The 24,023-nt window shown below is 34.3% G+C and carries 24 protein-coding genes and 1 tRNA gene; 17 read left to right on the top strand and 8 right to left on the bottom strand.

The genetic code is table 11. The features are described from left to right. Positions 1-59 precede the first annotated feature (59 nt). Positions 60-1,187, bottom strand: a complete 1,128-nt coding sequence (locus tag BM239_RS01345; RefSeq protein WP_092205852.1) for a glycosyltransferase — start codon at positions 1,185-1,187, stop codon at positions 60-62. 2 nt (positions 1,188-1,189) lie between these two features. Further along, a complete protein-coding gene (locus BM239_RS01340) occupies positions 1,190-2,152 on the bottom strand; it encodes a lysylphosphatidylglycerol synthase domain-containing protein (RefSeq protein WP_092205851.1) in 963 nt (320 codons plus the stop codon). Positions 2,153-2,207: 55 nt separating this feature from the next. Between BM239_RS01340 and BM239_RS01335 the strand changes: the two genes are divergently transcribed. The 7 genes from BM239_RS01335 (at position 2,208) to BM239_RS01305 (ending at position 7,157) form a co-directional block, all read left to right on the top strand. Further along, the gene (locus BM239_RS01335; protein WP_092205850.1) at positions 2,208-2,846 is read left to right on the top strand and encodes an outer membrane beta-barrel protein; all 639 of its coding nucleotides are present in this window, start codon (positions 2,208-2,210) and stop codon (positions 2,844-2,846) included. Further along, positions 2,846-3,403: a crossover junction endodeoxyribonuclease RuvC gene (gene ruvC / locus BM239_RS01330; RefSeq protein ID WP_092205849.1), complete on the top strand. Its 558-nt coding sequence runs from the start codon at positions 2,846-2,848 to the stop codon at positions 3,401-3,403. Before BM239_RS01335 ends, ruvC begins: the two co-directional genes overlap by 1 nt. Positions 3,404-3,544: 141 nt before the next feature. Then, positions 3,545-4,690 (top strand): radical SAM family heme chaperone HemW, encoded by a 1,146-nt coding sequence (hemW, locus tag BM239_RS01325; protein ID WP_092205848.1) that lies wholly within the window; start codon positions 3,545-3,547, stop codon positions 4,688-4,690. A 72-nt stretch (positions 4,691-4,762) separates the two neighbouring features. After that, positions 4,763-5,509 (top strand): cyclase family protein, encoded by a 747-nt coding sequence (locus tag BM239_RS01320; RefSeq protein ID WP_092205847.1) that lies wholly within the window; start codon positions 4,763-4,765, stop codon positions 5,507-5,509. Positions 5,510-5,541: 32 nt separating this feature from the next. After that, on the top strand, positions 5,542-6,156 hold the full coding sequence (locus BM239_RS01315; protein WP_092205846.1) for a DUF4230 domain-containing protein: 615 nt from the start codon (positions 5,542-5,544) through the stop codon (positions 6,154-6,156). Between the two features lie 3 nt (positions 6,157-6,159). Beyond that, positions 6,160-6,522: an MmcQ/YjbR family DNA-binding protein gene (locus BM239_RS01310; protein ID WP_092205845.1), complete on the top strand. Its 363-nt coding sequence runs from the start codon at positions 6,160-6,162 to the stop codon at positions 6,520-6,522. A 56-nt stretch (positions 6,523-6,578) separates the two neighbouring features. Next, positions 6,579-7,157 (top strand): PhnA domain-containing protein, encoded by a 579-nt coding sequence (locus tag BM239_RS01305; RefSeq protein ID WP_092205844.1) that lies wholly within the window; start codon positions 6,579-6,581, stop codon positions 7,155-7,157. Positions 7,158-7,193: 36 nt separating this feature from the next. Here BM239_RS01305 and BM239_RS01300 read toward each other — a convergent pair whose 3' ends face one another. Then, a complete protein-coding gene (locus BM239_RS01300) occupies positions 7,194-8,042 on the bottom strand; it encodes an AraC family transcriptional regulator (RefSeq protein ID WP_092205843.1) in 849 nt (282 codons plus the stop codon). Positions 8,043-8,200: 158 nt separating this feature from the next. Between BM239_RS01300 and BM239_RS01295 the strand changes: the two genes are divergently transcribed. The 6 genes from BM239_RS01295 (at position 8,201) to BM239_RS01270 (ending at position 13,826) form a co-directional block, all read left to right on the top strand. Continuing rightward, on the top strand, positions 8,201-9,115 hold the full coding sequence (locus tag BM239_RS01295) for a dihydrodipicolinate synthase family protein (protein WP_092205842.1): 915 nt from the start codon (positions 8,201-8,203) through the stop codon (positions 9,113-9,115). Further along, positions 9,115-9,453: a tRNA-binding protein gene (locus BM239_RS01290; protein ID WP_092205841.1), complete on the top strand. Its 339-nt coding sequence runs from the start codon at positions 9,115-9,117 to the stop codon at positions 9,451-9,453. The genes BM239_RS01295 and BM239_RS01290 overlap by 1 nt, the downstream gene beginning before the upstream one ends. A 10-nt stretch (positions 9,454-9,463) precedes the next feature. Next, complete coding sequence (locus BM239_RS01285; RefSeq protein ID WP_092205840.1) at positions 9,464-11,050, top strand: aldehyde dehydrogenase (NADP(+)); 1,587 nt, start codon at positions 9,464-9,466, stop codon at positions 11,048-11,050. Next, on the top strand, positions 11,051-12,058 hold the full coding sequence (locus tag BM239_RS01280) for a 4-hydroxyproline epimerase (protein WP_092205839.1): 1,008 nt from the start codon (positions 11,051-11,053) through the stop codon (positions 12,056-12,058). Positions 12,059-12,117: 59 nt separating this feature from the next. Beyond that, positions 12,118-13,365, top strand: a complete 1,248-nt coding sequence (locus BM239_RS01275) for an NAD(P)/FAD-dependent oxidoreductase (protein ID WP_092205838.1) — start codon at positions 12,118-12,120, stop codon at positions 13,363-13,365. 182 nt (positions 13,366-13,547) lie between these two features. Next, positions 13,548-13,826, top strand: a complete 279-nt coding sequence (locus tag BM239_RS01270) for an STAS domain-containing protein (RefSeq protein WP_092205837.1) — start codon at positions 13,548-13,550, stop codon at positions 13,824-13,826. Here the strand turns inward: BM239_RS01270 and BM239_RS01265 are convergent, their stop codons facing one another. The 5 genes from BM239_RS01265 to BM239_RS01245 form a co-directional block, all read right to left on the bottom strand. Further along, positions 13,827-14,270, bottom strand: a complete 444-nt coding sequence (locus tag BM239_RS01265; RefSeq protein WP_092205836.1) for a YybH family protein — start codon at positions 14,268-14,270, stop codon at positions 13,827-13,829. A 39-nt stretch (positions 14,271-14,309) separates the two neighbouring features. Next, complete coding sequence (locus tag BM239_RS01260) at positions 14,310-15,410, bottom strand: DUF4407 domain-containing protein (protein WP_092205835.1); 1,101 nt, start codon at positions 15,408-15,410, stop codon at positions 14,310-14,312. Positions 15,411-15,603: 193 nt separating this feature from the next. Further along, complete coding sequence (locus BM239_RS01255) at positions 15,604-17,787, bottom strand: M56 family metallopeptidase (RefSeq protein ID WP_092205834.1); 2,184 nt, start codon at positions 17,785-17,787, stop codon at positions 15,604-15,606. A 2-nt stretch (positions 17,788-17,789) separates the two neighbouring features. Then, positions 17,790-18,155, bottom strand: a complete 366-nt coding sequence (locus BM239_RS01250) for a BlaI/MecI/CopY family transcriptional regulator (RefSeq protein WP_092205833.1) — start codon at positions 18,153-18,155, stop codon at positions 17,790-17,792. Between the two features lie 115 nt (positions 18,156-18,270). Beyond that, on the bottom strand, positions 18,271-19,659 hold the full coding sequence (locus tag BM239_RS01245; protein WP_092205832.1) for a dipeptidase: 1,389 nt from the start codon (positions 19,657-19,659) through the stop codon (positions 18,271-18,273). A gap of 234 nt (positions 19,660-19,893) precedes the next feature. Between BM239_RS01245 and BM239_RS01240 the strand changes: the two genes are divergently transcribed. The 4 genes from BM239_RS01240 to BM239_RS15360 all read left to right on the top strand — a co-directional run bounded on the left by BM239_RS01240 (position 19,894) and on the right by BM239_RS15360 (position 23,975). Further along, positions 19,894-19,975: transfer RNA gene (locus tag BM239_RS01240), tRNA-Leu, on the top strand. Positions 19,976-20,476: 501 nt separating this feature from the next. Next, positions 20,477-22,264, top strand: a complete 1,788-nt coding sequence (locus BM239_RS01235) for a ParB/RepB/Spo0J family partition protein (RefSeq protein ID WP_092205831.1) — start codon at positions 20,477-20,479, stop codon at positions 22,262-22,264. 261 nt (positions 22,265-22,525) lie between these two features. Further along, the gene (locus BM239_RS01230; protein WP_092206740.1) at positions 22,526-23,362 is read left to right on the top strand and encodes a DUF932 domain-containing protein; all 837 of its coding nucleotides are present in this window, start codon (positions 22,526-22,528) and stop codon (positions 23,360-23,362) included. Between the two features lie 445 nt (positions 23,363-23,807). Beyond that, positions 23,808-23,975 (top strand): hypothetical protein, encoded by a 168-nt coding sequence (locus BM239_RS15360; RefSeq protein WP_177208956.1) that lies wholly within the window; start codon positions 23,808-23,810, stop codon positions 23,973-23,975. Positions 23,976-24,023 lie beyond the last annotated feature (48 nt).

Here is a 24,023-nt window from a genome sequence, read left to right as displayed (position 1 = left end):
GTAAAATTGGTTACTTGTAAAGCTAAAAAAATTAAATGATATCTAGGATAATATCGCCTTTATTTCTTGAATGTTCTACCTTTCCAAGTATAGCTTCTAAAAAACGAAATACTAATGATATATAGTGTAAAAAATGGGTAAAAAACACTAGATACAAGAAACGAAGTTAAAACGGATTCTTGATTTAAAAAGCGACTGGTTTTAAAAATGAGCAGAAAGTCAATTCCCATTTTAATTAGTAGTATATAGATGAAATCATTTAAATTCATGACGCCAAATGAAACAACTGGAATTAGGATAATGATAAGGAAATTCATTAGGAATACAACAAGACCCGTAATGATAGCAAAGAAGCTTTTGTAATTAGTGGCTTTTGCAGCCCATCTTAACCGTTGAGAAACTAATTGATCCCAGTTTCTTTGTGGTTTTGTCTCTACAGTGGCGTCAATGGATTTTAAATAGCAGACATCATCAGAATTATATTTTACGGCCTTTTGAAGTAGGAACACATCATCTCCACTGGCTATTTCTGTAGAACCATCAAAACCTGATAGCTCTGAAAATAGCGTTTTTTGATATGCTAAATTAGCACCATTGGCAAGAAATGGTTCCTTAATTCCAAAACCGCCAATAGTAGTTCCCATTAAACTTAATAAATCTAGGGTTTGAAAACGGTCTAGAAAGGAGGCTATATCATAATAATTTACAGGAGCAGCTATTAAGCGTAAATGGGTTTTTTGAATTATGTTATCAAAGCTTTTTAACCACAGTTTTGGAACGCGGCAATCGGCATCAGTTGTAATCACCCAATCGTATTGTGCGTTTTTAATGGCTTTGGCTATAGCTGCTTTTTTAGGAGATGAACTTTTTACTGTATTTTTTAAAATGGTTACATGTTTTAATCCATTTTCAATAAAGGTTTTAATAACGCGTACCGATTGATCTTCCGAGTGATCATCCACTAAAATAATTTCATACAAATCCGTTGGGTAGTCTAAATCTTTAATGGATTTTAAAAGTTGAGGCAAATTATTTTCTTCATTTCTGAAAGGAACAATAAGCGAGAATGCTGTTTTTGGAGGTGTATTGTCCAACTTAAATCTAGGTACCTTTTCAAACCCATAAATCAACACACCTATTAAAAGTAGGTATGCCAATGTGATTGATATGGCAATAATAAAAACCATAGTTAAGATTTATGTAGTTTAAATTTCAAAACAAATATACTACCAAAAACACTAGGAATCACCACATTTAATAGCCACATAATTGTTACAGTGCTTAAAACAGTAAAAGCATTCACTCCCACAATAGCAAAAAGGTAAACGGCTACACTTCCTTTTATAATCACATCGAAAATAAAAAGAGATGGAATAACAGATGCTAAAAAATACATACTGGTAATAATAATAAGCGCATTATAATAAGAAGCGCTCACGCCAAAAAGGGTTAAAATATAATAAAACTGAAAGGAGAAGATAGCATACCGAATTACGGCAAAAATAAATACGATACTGTAAATTTTAAAAGGTAATTGCCTAAAGTAGTTAGTTATTTTTTGTATTGAAAACCCTTTAAATAATACCTGACTTTTTGAAATAGCAATATAACCAACAACCGCAATAAATAAGATAATTACTCCAAAGCGCGCAATCTTGTGGTAGTTAATATCTGTTTCATATTCATTTAAAAATAAATATAAGCCAACACTACCTAGGAGAACAGTAACCAGCATTTGTAAGCCATTACCTAATAAATTGAGAGCCACCATGCGTTTGCGTTCTGGTGGGCTATAATACATGGCTTTTACGCCATATTCGCCAATACGGTTTGGTGTTAATAAGGACGCGGTTAACGAACTTAAACTTTGCTCCATAGCTTTATAAAATGAAATTTTTTTTAAGGATGATGCGAGAGCCTGCCATTTTAAAATTTCGAAAAACCAGTTTAAAAAACTTAAAATGATTAAAAAACTGATTGTTTTTAGTGAAAACTGATTGGCTTCTGCCAGATAATTCACAAAATCCTGAAAATTTAAATCAGGATTTGAAGTTAATTTGTTATAAATAAAATAAAAAGCACCAACAACGATGCTCAATTTAATAAGTACAAAAAAGAATTGTTTAGTTTTGTGTGGAATCTTTCCAAACATATTTTGCTATGGTTCGTTATCTAGGTAATAATACAAATTAAAACTTTAAATTTTTATGCATATAGTTTTTAAACAAATTAAGTTAGTAGGATTGGCAACAGTTTTATTTTTTTTGGTTGCAAACAGTTTTGCCCAAAGTGAAGCTAGTCGGTGGAAAGCTCAATTTACCGTAGGTATTAATAGCCCTAGTTCCAATGGTTTTGTCACAGGTTTTGAGGGTAAGTCTGTTAATTTTCCAACCATTCAGTTGGGTGTTCAACGGATGTTTAAGCCACAATATGGCGTAAAATTGGATTACGGATTTAATCGTTTGGAACAGGATTCAGGTTCGCCGTATTTTAAAATTAATTATTCAAGAATTAATGCCCAATTTGTTTATGATATAACACCTATAGCTAATTTTTTACCACCACATTTAGGTGTTGTAGCGCATGCAGGTCCTGGGTTTTCAATGGTAAAACCCTTGAGTGGTTATTCTGAAAACAACACCTCATTTTTAAATGCCATGGCAGGATTGGAGTTTCATTATACAGTTTCACGTACACTTTCTGTGTTTTTTGATACCTCATATATTTACGGATTTAGCTCCGAGTTTTCACCAATTTCTGATGGATTTGGGTCTTTTAACGGCAACCTATTTACAGCAACTGTAGGCGTTTCCGTGTCATTAAGTGGCTGCTATTATTGCGATTAATGGGTAAAGAAAAAATAATATTAGGAATTGATCCAGGCACAACCATTATGGGATTTGGGCTGATAAAAGTGGTGGGTAAAACTATGACTTTTATGCAGTTAAATGAATTGGATTTAAAAAAATACAGCGATCATTACTTAAAACTCAAACTCATTTTTGAGCGAACCATTGAGCTAATCGATACCCACCATCCAGACGAAATAGCTATTGAAGCCCCTTTTTTTGGGAAGAATGTGCAGAGTATGCTTAAGTTAGGTCGCGCACAAGGTGTGGCAATGGCTGCTGGATTAAGTCGGGAGATTCCCATTACGGAATATGCACCAAAAAAAATAAAAATGGCTATCACAGGAAATGGTAGCGCTAGTAAAGAGCAAGTTGCTAGAATGCTTCAAAGTTTATTAGGGCTTAAAACCTTACCAAAAAATTTAGATTCTATGGATGGTTTGGCTGCAGCCGTTTGTCATTTTTATAATGAAGGCCGCATAGAAATAGGGAAAAGTTATTCTGGTTGGGATAGTTTTGTAAAACAAAATGAAGATCGGATTAAGAAGAAGTAAATAGTGTCCCGTTTGCAGACACAGTTTTATAAGTATTTATTAATAATGATTTTGTAGGTCTTTTAAGACTGAACATAATATGAGAAAATTTCATGTTAGTCCAAACAACTTATCACTGAAACTAATTACCGAAAACTAACTATGGCTGGAATTTACATCCACATTCCGTTTTGCAAACAAGCGTGTCATTATTGCGACTTTCATTTTTCTACATCACTCAAAAAGAAAGGAGAATTGCTTCAGGCTTTAGCAACCGAAATTCAGTTGCGAAAAGATGAATTTAAAAACAAACAAGTTGAAACCATCTATTTTGGAGGTGGTACACCTAGTCTTCTAAATAAAGAAGAGTTGAAAGGACTCTTAGATGCCGTTTATAAAAATTATCAAGTTTCCAATAACCCTGAAATCACGCTAGAGGCCAATCCAGACGATTTAATTTCTGCAAAAGAGGCATCGACAACTGTTTTTCAAGATTACAAAAATATTGGTATAAACCGTTTATCCATAGGTGTTCAATCTTTTTTTGAAAATGATTTAAAACTCATGAATCGTGCGCATAATTCACAAGAAGCTAAAATAGCATTGCACGAAGCAACCCAATATTTCGATAATATTTCTGTCGATTTAATTTATGGGATTCCAGGCTCAACAAATACCCAATGGCAAGAAAATATTGAAACCGTTTTAGCTTTCAAGATTCCACATATTTCCAGTTACGCCTTAACGGTTGAACCCAAAACAGCTTTAGCTAGTTTTATTAAAAAAGGGATTATTGATCATGTAGATGATGCCTTGGCAGAACAACAGTTTCACATATTGGTTGATACGCTGACCAAACAGAACTTTGTGCATTATGAACTCTCTAATTTTGGAAAACCTAATTATTTCAGTAAAAATAATTCAGCTTATTGGCAAGGAAAATCGTATTTAGGAATAGGGCCTTCAGCCCACTCCTATAATGGCAACGAGCGTGGTTGGAACGTAAGAAATAATTCCAAATATATTCATGCTTTAGCAAATAACACCTTGCCTATTGAAATTGAAAAATTATCTCAAACCGACCAATATAATGAGTATATCATGACTGGTTTACGAACCATTTGGGGTGTTTCATTAGAAAAAATAGAGCGCGAATTCGGATTTCATTTTAAAGAATTATTGCTTAAAGAATCTGAAAAACACATCAATAATGATTTGTTATTTATTCATGAAAACACCTTGCGCGTAACCAAAAAAGGATTGTTTTTAAGTGATGGGATTGCGTCCGATTTATTTCTGTTAAATTAAAGCCTCTAGACTTGCATTTATGCGGACTTTTACGTTTATTATCAGCATATTGAATTCAGAAAAAATACATACATGATTGCAACCATTGAAACCAATTCTAAAAAATATAAAATAGATTTATCCAAGGCTTTAGATATTTCCATTCCCATGCGTGCTTCCGAAAAAAATGTGAATGCTTGGTATCAAAATCCACCAAAAATTGAACCGGTTCAGGATGGCGATTGGATAGCAAGCGTAGCAGAAGGAGCGGATATTAATTTTAATAATATTCATTTCAATCCGCATGCGCACGGCACACATACAGAATGTGTTGGCCATATTACTAAAAAGTTTCATTCGGTAAACCAAAACTTAAAACAGTTTTTCTTTTTAGCAGAAGTGATTACGGTTGCTCCTGAAAAACATAAAACGGACTTTTTTATTTCTAAAAAACAAATCCAATTTGCGTTGGGCAATAAAAAGCGTGAAGCTGTTATTTTAAGAACAATACCCAACACTAACGAAAAATTAAATCAGCAATACTCTAATACCAATCCGCCATATTTACTAGAAGAAGCTGCTATTTATTTACGTGAAAAAGGAGTGAAACATTTGCTAATTGATTTACCAAGTATTGATAAAGAAAAAGATGGTGGCGAATTATTAGCACATCGCGCTTTTTGGAATACAGCTGGAAGAAAGCGTATGGACGCAACAATTACTGAACTGATTTTTGTGCCAAACACAGTTCAAGATGGAACCTATTTTTTAAACTTGCAAATTGCACCTTTTGAGAATGATGCAACACCTAGCAAACCTGTTTTATTCGAAATTGAGTAAATTGCAACGTTACAATTAATGCATGCGTAATTATGGACATACTTTTTGGTTTAATTGTTGGCATTATCATAGCGCTTATTGCCGTATTTTATTATAGAAGTCAGCAAGTTAAGCAACAAACCCATACACAATCTGTTATTTTATTGGATAAAATAAAAATGGTTTGTAAGTTTATTTCGGTTGAAGGAGATTTTGCCGAAATATACCATTATGAAAATGTTAAGGAGCGTTTTTTAAGTCTTGTTAGTGGCAGAAAAAAAGCATTAGTAGTTATCAATGCCAAAGCACATGTGGGTTTCGATTTTTCTAAAGTGAAACTAGAAGCCAATACAGCCACAAAAACCATTATTTTAAAACACTTTCCGCAACCAGAAATTTTAAGTATTGAAACCAATTTAGATTATTACGATAAAAAAGAAGGGATGTTTAATAGGTTTCAAGCATCCGATTTAACAGGCCTTCAAGCTGAAGCTAAAAAACATATTTTAGATAAAGTTCCAGAAAGTGGGTTGTATAAATTAGCGCAGCGTGAGGCAGTTGAAGCTATTTCGCTTATCGAGAATTTAGTGATGACTATTGGGTGGAAAATAGATTATTCGGCCATCGAGTTACCAGATACCGATGCTACTAAAGAACTTAAAAAATAAACGGTGAATATAGAACAACTTCGCAATTATTGCCTAACAAAAAGAGGCGTTACAGAACATTTTCCATTTGACGAGGATGTGTTGGTTTTTAAAGTTGGTAATAAAATGTTTCTTCTAACGTCTTTGAAAAGTTGGGAAGAAAATGAAGCCGCAATAAATGTAAAATGCGATCCAGATTATGCTGTAGAGTTACGCGCAAATTATGAAAGTGTGGAGCCTGGTTATCATATGAGCAAAATCCATTGGAATACTATTAGGTTGTATAAAGGCGAATTAACCATTCCCTTGGTTAAACAATTTATTGACGATTCCTATAATTTAATAGTAAAATCATTACCGAAAAAAATCCGCGAAACACTTCAGTAAAAAACAGTATGTTTGCAGCCTGAAAGCAGCGATATTAATCTTCAACAAAAACCATCATGAGCTTATTACAAATGATTCAAGAACGCAGTAATAATACTTGCGAATTATGCACAGCTACAAACAACTTAACACAATATACGATTCCACCGTCCTTGAATGAAAACGTAGCAAATGATATCTTGGTTTGTAAAACCTGTTTGGATCAAATTGAAGAAAATACAGACATGGATCCCAATCATTGGCGTTGTTTAAATGATAGTATGTGGAGTGAGCATGTTGCAGTTCAAATTATGGCCTGGCGTATGTTACAACGTTTACGAGGAGAAGGTTGGCCAAAAGATTTGTTAGATATGATGTATTTGGATGACGAAGCTTTAGCATTAGCACGTGCTACAGGTGAGCATGAAGACGAAGCTAACAAAATTATTCATCGAGATGTAAATGGTGTCATCCTTGATAATGGCGATTCTGTGGTATTAATCAAAGATTTAAAAGTGAAAGGTTCTAGTATGGTTGCCAAACAAGGTACGGCAGTTAGAAACATACGTTTAGATCACGAAAATGCTGAATATATTGAAGGAAAAGTTGACGGTCAGCAAATAGTAATTATTACCAAATACGTAAAAAAAACCTAAAGCATATTGAGCACATTTTTAAACATTTATTGAAAACTATAAACTCGGGTTTTTACGATACGTATTGGGCGATTTTCCCTTTATTAATTTAAACTGTCGGTTAAAATTTGAAATATTATTAAAGCCAGATTGAAAGGCAATTTCCGAAATCGAACTATCAATTTGCGTCTGCATCAACTTACATGCATTTTCAATACGCAATTCGTTTAAAAATTGAAAATAGGTTTTATTAGTTCGTTTTTTAAAATATTTACAAAAGGCATTTTTTGTCATATTGGAAATTTCGGCAACCGCATCAAGTGTAATATCGGTTGTATATTGATTCATGGTAAAAGCTAAAACATCACGCATGCGTTTTCCTTCATTATCGGAGTATTTTTTGTCGTAAACAAAAGAAGATAGGCTTTGATAATTAGCTTTAGTTGCCATTTTCATCGTTTGAAGTAAAATAATAAACCGTTCTAACTTACTAGATGATTCAAGCTTTAAAAATAATTCTTTTAAAACCTTTTTATGAGATGTTACTTTAAATCCATGTTTACTACGTTTAAAAAACGATTGCAATTCTTGTAATTCTTCTAAATTAAAAAAATCAGTTCCAAACGACTCCTTTGTAAAAAATAAAGATAGCATATGTGAGTTTTTACAAGATGTTACATCACTTTTAAATACATGCGGCATGTGGCTGTCTAAAATTAAAATATCATTTTTAGAATAGAAATTAACCGTATCACCAACAATGAGCGTGCCCTCGCCTTCTAAAATAATACTGAATTGTATTTCTTCATGTTGGTGTAATTTATCATAAAAAGCCAATTCATAATCCGCTTGAAAGACAAAGGCATCTCGTTCTGGTTTCGGGATTTTAAAAGGAAGTACTTTCATGGTCTATTTTTATTTTAAGAGATACTAAAATAAACAAATACTATTCATAAATTATCTGTATTATTCAAATTAGGATAATATTGTATCTGTTTTGGATAAATTAGAATAAAAATGATAATGGTTATTGCATTAATTTTAACTGACTAAAAGTTTTAAACATGAGTATGCAATGGAAAGGCGTTATGCCAGCAGTTACAACCAAATTCACAAATGAGGATGAATTGGATTTAAAAGCCTTTGAAATTAATATTAAAGCACAATTAGAAGCAGGCGTTCATGGGATTGTTTTAGGTGGCACTCTAGGTGAAGCCAGTACCTTATTAGATGAAGAAAAAAGAAAACTTACAACTACCACAGTAAACTTGGTAAAAGGAAAAGTGCCAGTGCTTATTAATATTGCAGAACAAACCACTAAAGCAGCAATTGAAGCTGCTCAAAAAGCTGAAATGGATGGTGCAAAGGGATTGATGATGTTGCCACCTATGCGCTATAAATCTGGCGATAAGGAAACGGTGGCATATTTTAAAGCCGTTGCTAATAATACCTCATTACCTATAATGGTTTATAATAATCCAGTAGATTACAAAGTGGAGGTAACGTTGCCTATGTTTGATGAATTATTAAAATGTACAAATATAGAAGCTGTTAAAGAGTCCACACGTGATATTACAAATGTTACACGAATTAAAAATGCCTTTGGTAACCGATTAAAAATTATGACAGGTGTCGACACACTTGCATTGGAAAGTCTGCTTATGGGTGCCGATGGTTGGATTGCTGGTCTGGTATGTGCTTTTCCAGCAGAAACGGTTGCCATTTATGAATTGCAAAAAGCAGGTAGAATTCAAGAAGCCATAGAAATTTATCGTTGGTTTTTACCCTTGTTAGAATTGGATATAAACCCTAAATTAGTACAAAACATTAAACTGGCTGAAGTCTACACAGGAATTGGTACAGAAAATGTACGTCCACCAAGGTTGCCATTAGAAGGGTTAGAACGTAATCATGTAAAACAGGTAATAGAAAGTAGTTTAAAGAACAGACCGGTATTACCAAACTATAAAAATTTGTAATGGAGAACACATTAACATGGAATGAATTTACCAAAGTAGATATGCGTGTTGGAACAATTATTTCCGCAGAAATTTTTAAAGAAGTTAAAAACCCTGCCTATAAATTGTTAGTTGATTTTGGCTCTTTAGGCAAATTAAAAACATCTGCTCAAATCACCAATCTATACACTGCTGAAGGTGTAGTTGGCAAGCAGGTTATTGCAGTTGTAAATTTTCCTCCGAAACAAATTGCCAATATGATGAGTGAATGTTTAATTCTAGGAGGATTAGGTGATAATAAAGATGTGGTATTATTACAACCAGAACGAAACATGCCAAACGGAACAAAAATAGCATAAAACAAAACTGATGATTACAGGAAAAAATTATATTGGATTTCAACAAATAGCTAATGGAAACACAACGTACAAAACATTTAATTCACAATTAAATAATGCTAATGAGGTTGTTTTTACGGAAGCAACTTCAAGTGAAATAAATCAAGCAGTTGCACTGGCGAGTAATGCATTTTTGAGTTATAAAACTATGTCAGGTACTAAAAAAGCCACATTTTTAAATGCCATTGCAGACGAAATTTTAGCACTTGATATGGAGCTTATAAAAACCTATTGTTCAGAAACAGGATTGCTTGAGGGTCGTGCCAAAGGCGAACGTGGACGAACTGTTGGGCAGTTGCGTATGTTTGCCAATTTGGTAGCGGAAGGCTCTTGGGTTGAAGCGAGCATAGATACGGCTCAACCGATTCGGGAACCGATGCCAAAATCAGATATCAGAAAATTACTAATTCCATTAGGGCCTGTTGTTGTTTTTGGTGCTAGCAATTTTCCGTTAGCCTATTCTACTGCTGGAGGCGATACAGCTTCAGCCCTAGCTTCAGGTTGTCCCGTTATTGTGAAATCGCATCCCATGCACGCTGGAACTGGTGAATTGGTAGCTTCGGCAATAATAAAAGCGGCACAAAAAACAGGTATGCCAGAAGGTGTTTTTTCAAATTTAAATAGTAGTGGAATTGAAGTTGGTTCAGAACTCGTAAAACATCCAGATGTAAAAGCGGTTGGCTTTACAGGAAGTATTAAAGGTGGTCGCGCTTTATATGATTTAGCGGCAAAGCGCGAGGAACCGATTCCTGTTTTTGCTGAAATGGGTAGTATTAATCCAGTAGTAATTTTACCTGAAGCATTAAAAGAAAATGGATCAGATTGGGCAAAAACGTATGCAAATTCAATTACATTAGGAACCGGACAATTTTGTACCAATCCAGGTTTGCTTTTAGGAATTACTGGCGAAACCCTCTCAGCATTTATTAATATGCTTTCAGACGAAATACTAAAAATAGAACCCTCTTGTATGCTGCATCCAAACATTCACGATGCTTATGAAACAAATCGGAAAAAAGCCTCGTCGCAAGCTAATTTAAAAGTGGTGGCAGAATATGGCTCAGTACTAAAAGATAATTACGCCAAACAAACAGTTACAACAGTTTCGGGAGATGTGTTTTTAAAGAATCCTTCTTTACACCATGAAGTCTTTGGGCCTTACTCAATGGTTGTAGCTTGTAAGGACGTGGAACAATTAAAGCATATCATTTCAAAATTAGAAGGACAGCTTACGGGAACTATATTAGCTAGTAATACTGAAATTGAAAACTTTCCAGAGGTAGTTTCGGCTATGCAAAATCGTGTTGGACGCCTTATTTTTAATGGTGTGCCAACAGGTGTTGAGGTTTGTCCGTCCATGAACCACGGTGGACCATATCCAGCATCTACTGACAGCCGTTTTACTGCTGTCGGAATCCATTCAATTAAACGATGGGTTCGCCCATTTAGTTACCAAGATTGGCCAAATAATTTATTGCCAGATGCTTTGAAGAATACTAATCCTTTAGGGATTTCTAGACTTGTCAATAATAAACAAACGCACGATGTTATTACATAAATGATTAAAGGTACTTTTGCTTGTATAGACGCTCACACCTGCGGAAATCCCGTTCGTGTTATTGTGGAAGGTGGTCCTGAATTGTTAGGGGATACCATGAGTGAAAAACGTCAGCATTTTATCAAGGAATTTGACTGGATTCGTAAGGGTCTCATGTTTGAGCCTCGTGGTCATGATATGATGAGTGGCTCAATTTTGTTCCCACCGCATCACGTAGAAAACGATTTTTCAATCTTGTTCATTGAAACCTCTGGTTGCTTGCCTATGTGTGGACACGGAACTATTGGCACCATAACCATAGCTATAGAAAAAGGTTTGGTAACTCCTAAAGTGCCAGGTAAAATACGTATGGAAGCACCAGCAGGTTTGGTAGAAATAGAATATCAACAAACAAACGGTAAAGTAGATTGGGTAAAGTTGATTAATGTGAAGAGTTTTTTAGCTGCCGAAAATTTACTGATAGATTGTCCAGAATTAGGTTCTATATCTTTTGATGTGGCTTATGGTGGGAATTATTATGCCATTATTGATCCGCAAACGAATTTTTTTGGGGTTCAAGATTTTTCGGCATCAAAACTTATACAATATTCTCAAATTGTTAGACAGCGCATTAATGAGAAATATCCTAATTATTTTATACATCCAGAGGATGAAACCATTCGCGATGTAACACATTTGTTATGGACAGGAACATCTATTGATCCCTCTTCATCTGGACGAAATGCTGTTTTTTATGGAGATAAGGCAATCGATAGAAGTCCTTGTGGTACCGGAACATCTGCACGTTTAGCGCAATTGCATGCCAAAGGGAAGTTGGACGTTGAAACCGATTTTATCCATGAAAGTTTTATTGGGAGTAAATTTATTGGTCGTATTGAACAAGAAACCACTATAGGAGGCAAATTAGCTATCATTCCAAGCATTACCGGTTGGGCAAAAATTTATGGGCACAACACCATTACAATAGATGATGAAGATCCCTATGCATTTGGTTTTCAAGTTATATAATAAGATTAAATTAGGATGAAACATCTCGACTATGCTCGATGTAACAAAATTGAATTCAAATGAGTAAAAAAATTATCATTATTGGAGGTGGAATCATCGGTTTGTGTTCAGCATATTACTTGAAAAAAGAAGGACACTCCATTAGTATTATCGATCAATCCAACATGGATTCAGGTGCTTCGTATGTTAATGCAGGTTTTCTAACACCAAGTCATATAATCCCTTTATCAGCTCCAGGCGTTATGAAAAAAGGGTTTAAGTGGATGCTAAATCCTGCTAGTCCTTTATATATAAAACCGCGTTTAGATGTAGATTTTCTAAAATGGACTTATGCATTTAATAAATCGTGCACTGCTACAAATGTTAAAAAAGCCATTCCTTTAATTAAAGAATTAAATTTACTTTCTCAAACCTTATATGATGCTATTAAACAAGACGAAAACTTTACTTTTCATTTAGAAAAGAACGGTTTGTTAATGCTTTGTCAGACAGATAAAATGTTGGAAGAAGAACTGCATACAGCAAGAATAGCCAAAGGTGAAGGTTTGGATGTTTCTGAAATATCGCTGGACGAATTAAAAATTTTGGAACCCAAAATCTCTATTTCTGCAGTAGGTGCTATTCATTATAAATGCGATTCGCATTCCACACCACAAGAGTTTATGATGGAAATGAAAACCTACTTAAAAAATGAAGGTGTTCAGTTTTTAACAAATGAAAAAGTAGAAGATTTAGTGTTGGTTAATCAGAAAATCGTTTCTTTAAAAACAAATAAACAAACTTTAGAAGCTGATGAGTTTGTATTGGCTGCTGGTTCGTGGAGTGCTTTTTTAACTAAAAAAATAGGTCTTAATTTATTGCTTCAAGCAGGAAAAGGCTACCGAATAAATACGCATCAATCAACAGGAATTTCTATTCCAGCAATTTTAGCAGAAGCCAAAGTCGCGGTTACGCCAATGAATGGTTACACGCGTTTTGCTGGTACTATGGAAATTGCAGGTATAAATAATGCAATAAATACCGTTAGAGTAGAGGCTATCTCAAAAGCCGTGTCTAAATATTATCCTGAAATTAAGCTCAATGACTCTGAAAAAAATGAAGCAGCTTCAGGACTTCGACCTATTTCACCTGACGGATTACCTTACATTGGTAAATCTACTAAATGTTCAAATTTAACTATAGCAACAGGTCATGCCATGATGGGTTGGAGTATGGCACCTGCTACAGGTAAGTTGGTTTCAGAAATAATTTCAGAGAAACACCTATCAATAGCCATCCAAAACTGTCATCCTGATAGAACATTTTAAATTGTAACGCTCTAAAAAGCAGTCGTTTGTCGATTTTTTTTGCAATTAGATAACGGTAAACCAAAAGTTTTACCATATATCGAAAACTAAAGGCGTAATTGTTTTAAGATATTATATTTACGGTATCCCTCATATGATTAGTAGCACATTATTTATTGTTTAATATTTAAAAATCATATGTTATGAGCTTAATAATTTCACATTACAACAACTTTTTTAATGTAAAAGGTACGCTTGATAAAAAGTCTGTTACCGAGTTTCAAAATCAGTTTGAAAACGTTTTCGAAAAATTACAATCTGTAACTATTAGTATTGAAGAATTAGATAGTATTGATAAGTTTGGTGTTATGGCTTTAGCAAAACTACATAACGAATCTTTATTAAAAAAGAAACAATTATCCATTGTGGGTTTTGGTTGTAAAGATTTGTACGATCATTTTAAAACCAATGATGCTGCTTAATTAGCTGGACATATCAGCAATTATTTTCCATTCGCCATCTATTTTCTTAAGTATAATTAGGAATTCACCTCGTGCATCACCAACTGAGCGTTTTAAATAGTACTGACCCATAACATAATACGATTGATTTTCAATTGGTGAAATGGATTTTAGTGTGAATTTCAATTCGCCAGTATGCTCTTTACTAGGATACCCTTTTTTATAATTATCTAATGTTTTTTGCCAACCTTTTGTAACGCCACTGCTTCCGTAAAATTTCAAGGAATCACTTTTCCAGTAACCTTGCATAAAACCTTCCAAATCAAAAGCATTCCAAGCATCTTGTTGTGTTTTTAAAACTTGACGAATAGCATTAGTATCCGCAAGGTATGTTTCTGATGTATTAGTTTGCGCAAAGATGCCAACTGAAAATAACAGGCTTAAAATTAAATAAATAGACTTCATGAAGTTTCGTGTTTATCCTTTAAAAGTACAAACAAAAATTTAAAGAGACTTTTTTTGATGTTGAAAAAATGCATCAGCTTGTAATTGCATGAGTTCACGTGCTTTTTTACGTTTATAGTTGTAAAGCTCGTCTTCTTCTGAAATATCTTTATAAATGTTATTGTTTATAATCATATCGGTTTTCAATATGGCATTGCGTTCATTTATTTTTTGAGTTGCCCAAACATTAACCGTGCTTTCAGCGTCTTCTAATTTATAATCGTAAGGTCCTTTTGGTGCTAATAATTTAGCAATAATGGGCGATGTTTCTATTGCTAAAAATAGCAGAAAGATAAAAACCGACGGTAACCAAGATAGTTTACCCAAAGCATTTACGCGAGCCATTAAACCATCAAAACCATCAATAATGGGTTGTGTGTTTTGAATTTGCGACTGCTGATTATTTTTTAAATTAACAATTTGATTTTCAATGTTTGCTATTTTAGCATTATTACGTTCTTTCAATGCCTGAAGTTCCGCTAAAGCGGCATCATGTTTATCGCGTTTTTCTTGATAAACTGGTCCTTTTCCTAATAATTTGGTGCCAGCCGTTCCTTCAGCTTCTTGAATATACGTGTCGTATAAACCATTAACCTCGGTTTCTTTTACCATAATTTGGTTTTTAAGAGCTGAAATATCTGTTTCTAAATTCCTGATGTTTGGTGAGAATTGTTTGGCAATTTCCTCTTGATTTTCAAGTGTCATTTGGTTCTTCTCAGTTAAAAGTACTTGGTCAATTTCTTTTTCAAAAATTTTAAGTTCCAATGGTTTTGAAATAACAATAGCAATGATAACAGCTAAAACAAGTCGTGGTGTAGCTTGAAGAAATTCGTTTATTTTACTATCCTGTTTCTTAATAGTCGACACAATAAAACGGTCTAAATTAAAAATGAGCAAACCCCAAATAATACCAAAAGCCATGGCTATAAAATAGTTGTCAAATACAGTATAAAGCGCATAACTAGCAGCAATAAATGCCATAACAGCGGTAAAGAATACCGTTGCGCCAATACCAGCATATTTATTTTGTTCGCTATTGGAACAGGTTTCTAAAATGTCTTGGTCAGATCCAGAACACAGGATAAAAAATTGTTTTAACATGATTGATGTTTTGATTGATTGACTATTAGAACGTTGAATAGTGGTTTTTGTTACAGTTTGATTTGGTTTATTTTTTAAATAAAAAAAATCTCACAGGTTTTTAAAACCTATGAGATTTGAATTATGCTTGAAACTCTAACCCTTGAGATTAGCAAGGAACTTTAATTTTTTACTATAATATTTATTTCGAGTTTTATTTTACAGAGGTAAAATGAACAGTTCCTTTGCCATCTGTAATCTTTGTGGAAACGTTTATATGTGGTTCCTTTTTGGTGATTTCTAAAATGTCATTATATGAAACCTGTTTATCATTATAAAAATATTGAATATCATCATCTTTTAAACTTTTTACAAAGTCGTAAGCGGATTCTGGTGTTTCTGAATCCAATAAATCTGCTGGTACTTCCACGATTTGTATAGTTTCCCCTGATTCTGATTTTTTTTGTGTTACTTTTTCAGGATGTTCTTTAGCATATGCTGCAGATATTTCTTTATTCTTTATACTACGTTGAATTTCTTCAGATGTTGCAGTTCCTTCTAATCTATCATTGATTTTTACTATAGCTTTTTGCGTATCAGTACTTTTAGAAACATAAATATGTAAGTTTGAATTTATTTGTGTTAGTATGATAGCTTCTACACCAGTAATGTTTTTTCCGTTATACGAAAAAGAGGCTCCTTCGTTATTGAGCTGTTTCATGTGCTCGGTTGGAACAGGTGGATTTTCAGGTGTTGTAGAATCAGATTGTTCATTTGTTGCAACGGTTGTAATTCCCCATGGGTTTTTTTCTTTGTTGGTTTTATTATTCGTTACTGTTCCTAAAGAATCATAATATGCTTGATCTATTTTTTTACCAACAGCCATGGTTTTTGGTGGTGCAGGTGGTGCCGGAGGAGGTGGTGGCTGTAAACGTTCGCTAACTTTTCCGTTTTTTACTTTATACTTTTTATAATATTCGTTGCTAATCTTTTTATATTTCGCTTTTTGTTCAGGTGATGCATCTGCTGGAACGGGTGGTGGTGGCGGTGGAATAGATAAATCGTTTTCATCAACAATGACCTTTACAATTTTACCATCGTTGTTTTGATATTGGTATGTGTAGCTTTCACCTTTTTTAGACTTATTTATTTGGTTTTTATAGTCCTGTTCTTCACTTTTTGTCATGCTTTGAGTTGGAGGTGGAGGCGGTGGTGGGAAAGTTGGTAAAGGTTCTGCATTTTTCTTCTGCTCTTGAGTCATTAAATTATATAAATGGTTTAACCGCTTCATGTCAGTTAACTTTATGACTTTATTTTTTAGGTCTTGCGAATTATAATATTTCGCCAATTTATTATATTCTGCAATTTGCTCTTTCGAAGCTCCGTTTTGACGGTTCTCAATTAAATTATTTTCAGGATTCTCGCCATGTTCTATTGTGTACGCGTTAACTTGTTTTAACTCATCTGATAAAAGTTCTTTTGGTGTTTCACTCAAAATAACATCTGGCTCTATTGGTATAAATACTTCTTTTCTACTACTAAAACTGTAAATTAATACAGCCAATACAGGAAGGATGATGAGTCCTTTTACCCATTTAACGGTGTTTGATGTGTGTGATTTCATAACTGTAAATCGTTTTTTGATTAATGAATAATTAATGGCATTCGCCAGATGATGAGTCTGTGCGTCTTCCATGGTCTTGGAAGCTGAAAACGCCAATAAGATATGCTGATAGGTTTTGGTGTCCGTTCCCGTTTTAAGAACAGCCTGATCTGCTAAAAATTCGTGGTTGAGTTTGATGTCTTTTTTAATAAAATAAAGAAGCGGATTAAACCAAAATATAATTTGCATAAGCTCTATAAATAAAATATCTAAAGCGTGTTTTTGCTTGGCATGTGTTTCCTCGTGAAGCAGAACTTCGTGTGGGATTTTATGCGCTTCATATTTTGATTTATTTAAAAATATGTATTGTAAAAAGGTGTGAGGATAAATTAAATCCGACAATAAAACATGTACAAAACGACCCTTTTTAAATTTTGGATTTTGTTTAATGCGTTTTACAAGTTGGTATAAGTTAGAAGTAAAACGACCAGAAAAAACAAGAAGACCTAAACAGTAAATAGCCCATAAAATGCTTGGTAAATAGTCAGAAAATGTAGGTGCTATTTCTGTAGTTTTATTAATAGTTCCAAAATTGCTAAAAACAATTGTGTTTTCTATTGGTGTGGGTTCAACAAAGGTGGTGAAGGTAATAAATGGTATTGCTGCCGAAATTACAAGTGCTGCTAATAAATAGAAGCGTTTAAAGTGATGAATGTTTTCACGTTCCAAAACCAATTTGTAGAATAGCATAAAAACAGCCAAGCAAGCGCTAAATTTTAGGATATAGATGACCATAATTATTTGTTTTTAATTTGTTGATCAATCAGTTTTTTTAATTCTTCCAATTCAGTTTTAGATAAATTGGTTTCTTTAGTGAAAAAGGAGGCAAACTGTGATGCGCTATCATTGAAAAAGTCTTTTATCAACCCATTAACATGTTTCGAGAAATAGGCTTTCTTTTTAACAAGCGGAAAATATTCGCGAGATTTTCCGAAGGTATTATAAGCAACAAACCCCTTGTCTGTCATACGTTTTAAAAGCGTGGCAACGGTTGTTGGAGCAGGTTTAGGATCTGGGTAGGCCTCTAGTAAATCTTTCATAAAGCCTTTTTCCAATTTCCAAAGATGGTTCATTAATTCTTCTTCCGATTTTGATAACTGCATGTTCTACAAATTTAGATTGTGTTCTACAAACATAGAACAAAAATTGATATTCTACAAATGTAGAGCAAAAAAAGTGGATAAAAAAAATCCGTTCACTAGGAACGGATTTTTTATTTTATTTAGAAAGTTCGGTAAAATATTTATAAAACAACGGAATGGTTTCAATACCTTTTATATAATTCCAAACACCAAAATGTTCGTTTGGAGAATGTATGGCATCACTATCTAACCCAAATCCCATTAAAATAGTTTTGCTTTGTAGTTCTTGTTCAAATAACGATACAATGGGAATACTACCACCTGAACGTTGTGGAATAGGTTTTTTTCCAAACGATTCTTCATAAGCCTTACTGGCTGCTTGGTAGCCTAAACTATTAATTGGTGTTACATAACCTTGCCCACCATGATGAGGCTTAACCAATACATTAACACCTTCAGGTGCTATGCTTTCAAAGTGTTTTTTGAAAAGTTGCGTTATTTCTTCCCAATCTTGATTAGGCACTAGGCGCATAGAAATTTTGGCAAATGCCTTACTAGCAATTACGGTTTTAGCGCCTTCACCAATATAACCACCCCAAATACCATTCACATCTAATGTTGGACGAATGGAATTACGCTCGTTAGTTGTAAATCCAGCTTCACCATAAACGGCATCAATATCCAATGATTTTTTATAAGCATCCAGTGAAAAAGGTGCTTTGGCCATTTCCGCACGTTCTTCTTTGGATAATTCTTCTACGTTGTCATAAAAACCAGGAATGGTAATATGATTGTTTTCATCGTGTAAAGAAGCTATCATTTTGGTTAAAACGTTAATGGGATTTGCAACGGCACCACCATATAATCCAGAATGTAAATCGCGGTTGGGACCCGTAACTTCCACTTCAACATAACTTAATCCGCGCAAGCCTGTTGTAATACTGGGCACATCTTTCGCAATCATGCCTGTATCTGAAATTAGAATCACGTCATTTTTTAATTTATCGTGATTGTTTTTTACAAAGGTTGATAAGTTAACCGAGCCAACTTCTTCTTCACCTTCAATCATGAATTTCACGTTGCAAGGTAATTGATTTGTTGAAGTCATGAATTCCATGGCTTTTACATGCATGTACATTTGGCCTTTATCATCACAAGCACCACGAGCAAAAATGGCGCCTTCAGGATGGATATCTGTTTTTAAAATTACAGGTTCAAAGGGAGGAGAATTCCACAATTCAATAGGGTCCGCTGGTTGCACATCATAATGTCCATAAACCAAAATAGTTGGTAAATTTTCATCAATTATTTTTTCGCCAAAAACAATGGGATATCCTGCCGTTTCACAAATTTCAACATGATCACAGCCGGCTTTTTCTAAACTAAACTTGACAGCTTCAGCTGTGCGAAGCACATCGTTTTTGAAAGCTGAATCAGCACTAACTGATGGTATTTTAAGCAGTTCAATGAGTTCATTTAAAAACCGTTGTTTATGTTCGGCTACGTAACCTTGTATGTTTTCCATATTTGAATGTTTTGATAATTCTGAAAAGTTAGAACTAATTTAATTGTGTTTCTTCAAAAGTACAAAACAGCCTGAACTTTTTATGATAAGATGCGTTTGATTATTCAAACTATTGTTTATATTTGCATCCCGATTGTGGAATTTTACAATCTTATTTATTGCGGGCGTGGTGGAATTGGTAGACACGCTAGACTTAGGATTAAACCAAATAAAAAGTGTTAAAATATTAAAAATGCGGGCGTGGTGGAATTGGTAGACACGTCAGACTTAGGATCTGATGCCGCGAGGTGTGGGAGTTCGAGTCTCCCCGCCCGCACAAAAGCCGAAGAGAAGTCTTCGGCTTTTTGCATTCAATAATCTGTCCAAATTTTAGGACAGGTACAACATAGGTACAACATTTTGCTTTTTTTTGGTGCTAATATAAAATGATATGCTTTTTAATTTTTTGACATTAAGTGTTATGAAAAACTCTTTATTTCAATAAAGTCTAGCGTTTTTTTATCATTCTATTCAAAAAATATTCTCTCTCAGTTACTTTACCCTTGTCTCAAAAAAAGTATAAATATGGAACAAATTCTTGTATTTAAACATCTACATTCTTCAACGAATAAAAGTTAGAATTGACTATACTTTAGGGTGAAGTTTATTATCATACAATATTACCGCAAGATAAACTCGTAAAATACTTCCATCAAAAGACTACGGCATAAAGCCACCGCTTCTTCCACTACTCATTTATTCCGTTTCCTTTTGAGCCAAGATTTTATCTTCCGTTTGGTTTCTGCTCAAATATTGTTTAATCAAAAATTTGAGTATTATGACAACAAAAGCGAGTACCACAAAAAAGCGCATTCGAACAAAAGTAGCTGCCAAAAAAGAAGTGAACGGAAAAAAAGTCCAGGCACTTAAAATTGAGAATCTGCCTATTGCAAAGGTCAATCCCGACCCGATGCAACCCAGAAAAACGTTTGATGAAAAGTTGCTAGAACAGCTTTCAGAAAGTATTGAGAAGCACGGCGTACTACAACCTATTACGGTAAGGAAATCCAAAAAAGATTATATCATCGTAATGGGCGAGCGTAGGTATCGTGCTAGTAAGTTAGCTGGCAAGAAAACGATACCCTGTATTGTAAGAACGTATAAGGACGATGATGTTCTGGAAATTCAAATTATTGAAAATCTACAAAGACAGGATGTTGAACCTACCGAAGAGGCCGAAGCAATTGCCTTTCTGAGTAAAAAGTATGCACCTGCTGAAATTGCAAAGCGATTGGGCAGAACAGACAACTTTATAAGACAACGCCTAAAGCTGGCAGGATTGATAGAGGGCTTTAAGCACTTTGTCCGCAATGGCGAAATGACCATTTCATTGGGTGTCGGTGTCGCACTTTTTGAACCCGAAGAACAGCAAATGATGTTGGAAACGATGGGCGAAGATTTTAATGCACACCAGATAAATAGGATGATTAAGGACCAGACCTATGATTTGGAAAAAGCATCCTTTGATGTCGCAGATAAAGAGTTAGTGCCACAAGCTGGGTCTTGTGTAGAATGTCCGTTCAATGCAGCAAATCAAGGAAATCTGTTTGGTGAAGATAAAATGGTCTGTACCAAGTCAGCTTGTTTTGAGACCAAGAAAACGAAGTCTTTCTTGAACCTGATTGAGAAATCGAAGAAAGAAAACATCTTGTTAATTCCTGAAATACGACGGTATTGGGCAGACGATGAGAGTAACCAGCTCACTATATCCCAACTGGAAAAGAATGGATTGAAGGTCTATTTGCTGGATGATGTTGAAATAATTGAAAATTCGATTGAGCCAACAATTGATGACATCAAAACAGAGTATCAACATTACGAACTTTCTGATGATGAATTAAAAAGAAAATTACGGGAAGCTGTACAAGATTATGAAGAAGAATTAGAAATATATTTTTCAGCTCAAGAGAATGGATTTGTAAGCGGTATCGTATTCCATCCTGAAACATACCAAAATAAAGAAGTTTATGTAAAGGTCATAGAGAAACCTAAAAATAAATCAAATGATTATTCGGCACCATTGACTGATAGGAAAATGGCGGATTGTACCCCTGAAGAACAAATCGTTAAAATCAACAAAAGGGAAATTCGTAAGAAGCAAATTGACAACAACAAGCAGTTTGAAGAAGTTGTTCAAATGATTAGAGAGACCAAATATATCAATACCAAGAAAACACTATCGGTAGATGAAATGGTTGCTTTTTCAATATCACTTTTTGAAAATAATGTGGATTATATGAGCCAACAAAAATACTTTTCTGGATTGTTGGGCGATACTTCAAAGATGACCAAAGTTGAAATTGTCGAGAATTTCAAGAAGAAATTCAAAAAAGAAATCTTTCATAAGCTGATACGGTATATGCTCACCAAGCAAGTGCATTTTGGCGAAAGCAATCACGTTAATAATCTGACGAACATTTCATTCTACAATGCGTTGCAAGGATTTTACAAATCCAAGATTGCCGGTATTGAAAAGGAATACGCTGAAAAAAGAAGCAAGCGTGAAGGACGTTTGAAAGAGCGAATAGGAGTTCTTGAAAAGAAAATTCAGGAACTCAACGAGTAGCTTTTGTTGTTCTGAAGAAGGGTCGGCATTCGTGCTGGTTCTTCTTCTTTTTTATTCTAATACTGTATTGGCGATGAGAGCTAAAAAATAGAGAGTTATCAATCAATATCAACGCAAAGGTAAACTCGTAAAATACACCCATCAAAAGACTACGGCATAAACCGTTCGTACCTTCACTATTTATTCCGTTTCCTTTTGAGCTGAGATTTTAGCTTCCGTTTGGGTACTGCTCAAATATTGTTTAATCTAAATTCAAAAGCTATGTATTTACAAAATTTGCAACTGGACAACATCTTCGTACCATCAGAAATGAAATCGTTAAAAACCTTGACACAGATGGAATCACGACGTGGACTTGAAAACGTCATAATTTCCAATGGAAAAATTGTCAATGTAGTATCGAACAGCTATGGCCACATTCCGAATCAATTGTTCTTCAAGCAAGCCGAAGAAATGCTAACCGATGCACAACTGAATTTCCACAAACGCACTATCAATAAAAATGATAGGTCGTTCATTACCGACTTCATAATCGATGATAAAAGCCAGTTTACAGTAAAGAACGATAAGGATTTAATACTGCCGATGCTTCGGTTCAAGAACTCGTATGACGGTAGTGAAAAGACCTCTGGCCACTTTGGCTTTTACAGAGAAATATGTTCTAACGGATTGCACGTCTCTAAGGCGGAAATAGAGTTTTCCATAAAGCATAGTAAGAATAATACGCACCTTATTATGCCGAGATTGAACAACCTCTTCGATAAATTTCTGGACAATGAGTTTTACACCATTACCAAGAAATTCGATAGGATGAAGGAATTTAAAATCATCGATACACAAGAGTTTGTCAAGGCCATTCTGGATAAAACTAAACTGTTCAGATACGAGTGTAGCGATAAAAATAGCGACCCTTCGAAAAAGTCTCGTGAAGTTCTTGAAATTCTTGATAATGAAGCTGTGTTGCTCGATGAAGCCCCCAATTTATGGATAGGCTACAATGCTTTTAACCAAATGCTTCATAATACTTTGAAGAAAAGCTTTTCCCAACAGGAACGATTGGACAAAAAACTGTTTGATGCTGTCTATGAAATGGCTTGATGTGATTAAAGGTTTACCCAGTACCTTAAACTGGATTTTTTTCCTGTTTTTAGCAAAGGTTTTGATTTGAAAATTTGGTTTTGCAATCCCATTCAGCCCATTTCTCTACATTACGCAGAAAAAGCTACATTCCGGAAAAAGAGCTTCCTTCAAAAAGTCTTGGACACAATCCCCAGTTTCGCTTTTCATTCCGTTGACCTGGTCCGCTGGGCTGGAACGGTACACTTCATTCCCAAACTAAAATTGTGAATTAAGTCCGCTAAGATTAAAATAATAATCAATCAATATCAGTGCAAAGGTAAACTCGTAAAATACTTCCATCAAAAGACTACGGCATAAAGCCACCGCTTCTTCCACTACTCATTTATTCCGTTTCCTTTTGAGCCAAGATTTTATCTTCCGTTTGGTTTCTGCTCAAATATTGTTTAACTAAAATTTTAGAATTATGAAACAAGTATCTGAAAACCCAACCATTGCCCTTCAAGAAGCAGAAGAACATTATCGATTAAGTAGTGAAAACTACATTATTAAAGGTGCGGAAAGTCACTTAGCTTACTACAGAGATAAGCATCCGCTATACTACCGAACACTTTTAAATCATTATTCAAAATAAAATATCACATTATGGAAAATTTTAATTTGGTACAACTTGATTTTGGGT

Source organism: Algorimicrobium echini, from assembly GCF_900115185.1.
GTDB classification, from domain to species: domain Bacteria; phylum Bacteroidota; class Bacteroidia; order Flavobacteriales; family Flavobacteriaceae; genus Algorimicrobium; species Algorimicrobium echini.
The sequence above is the reverse complement of the archived record's forward strand: the minus strand, read 5'-3'. Positions and strand labels throughout refer to the sequence as shown.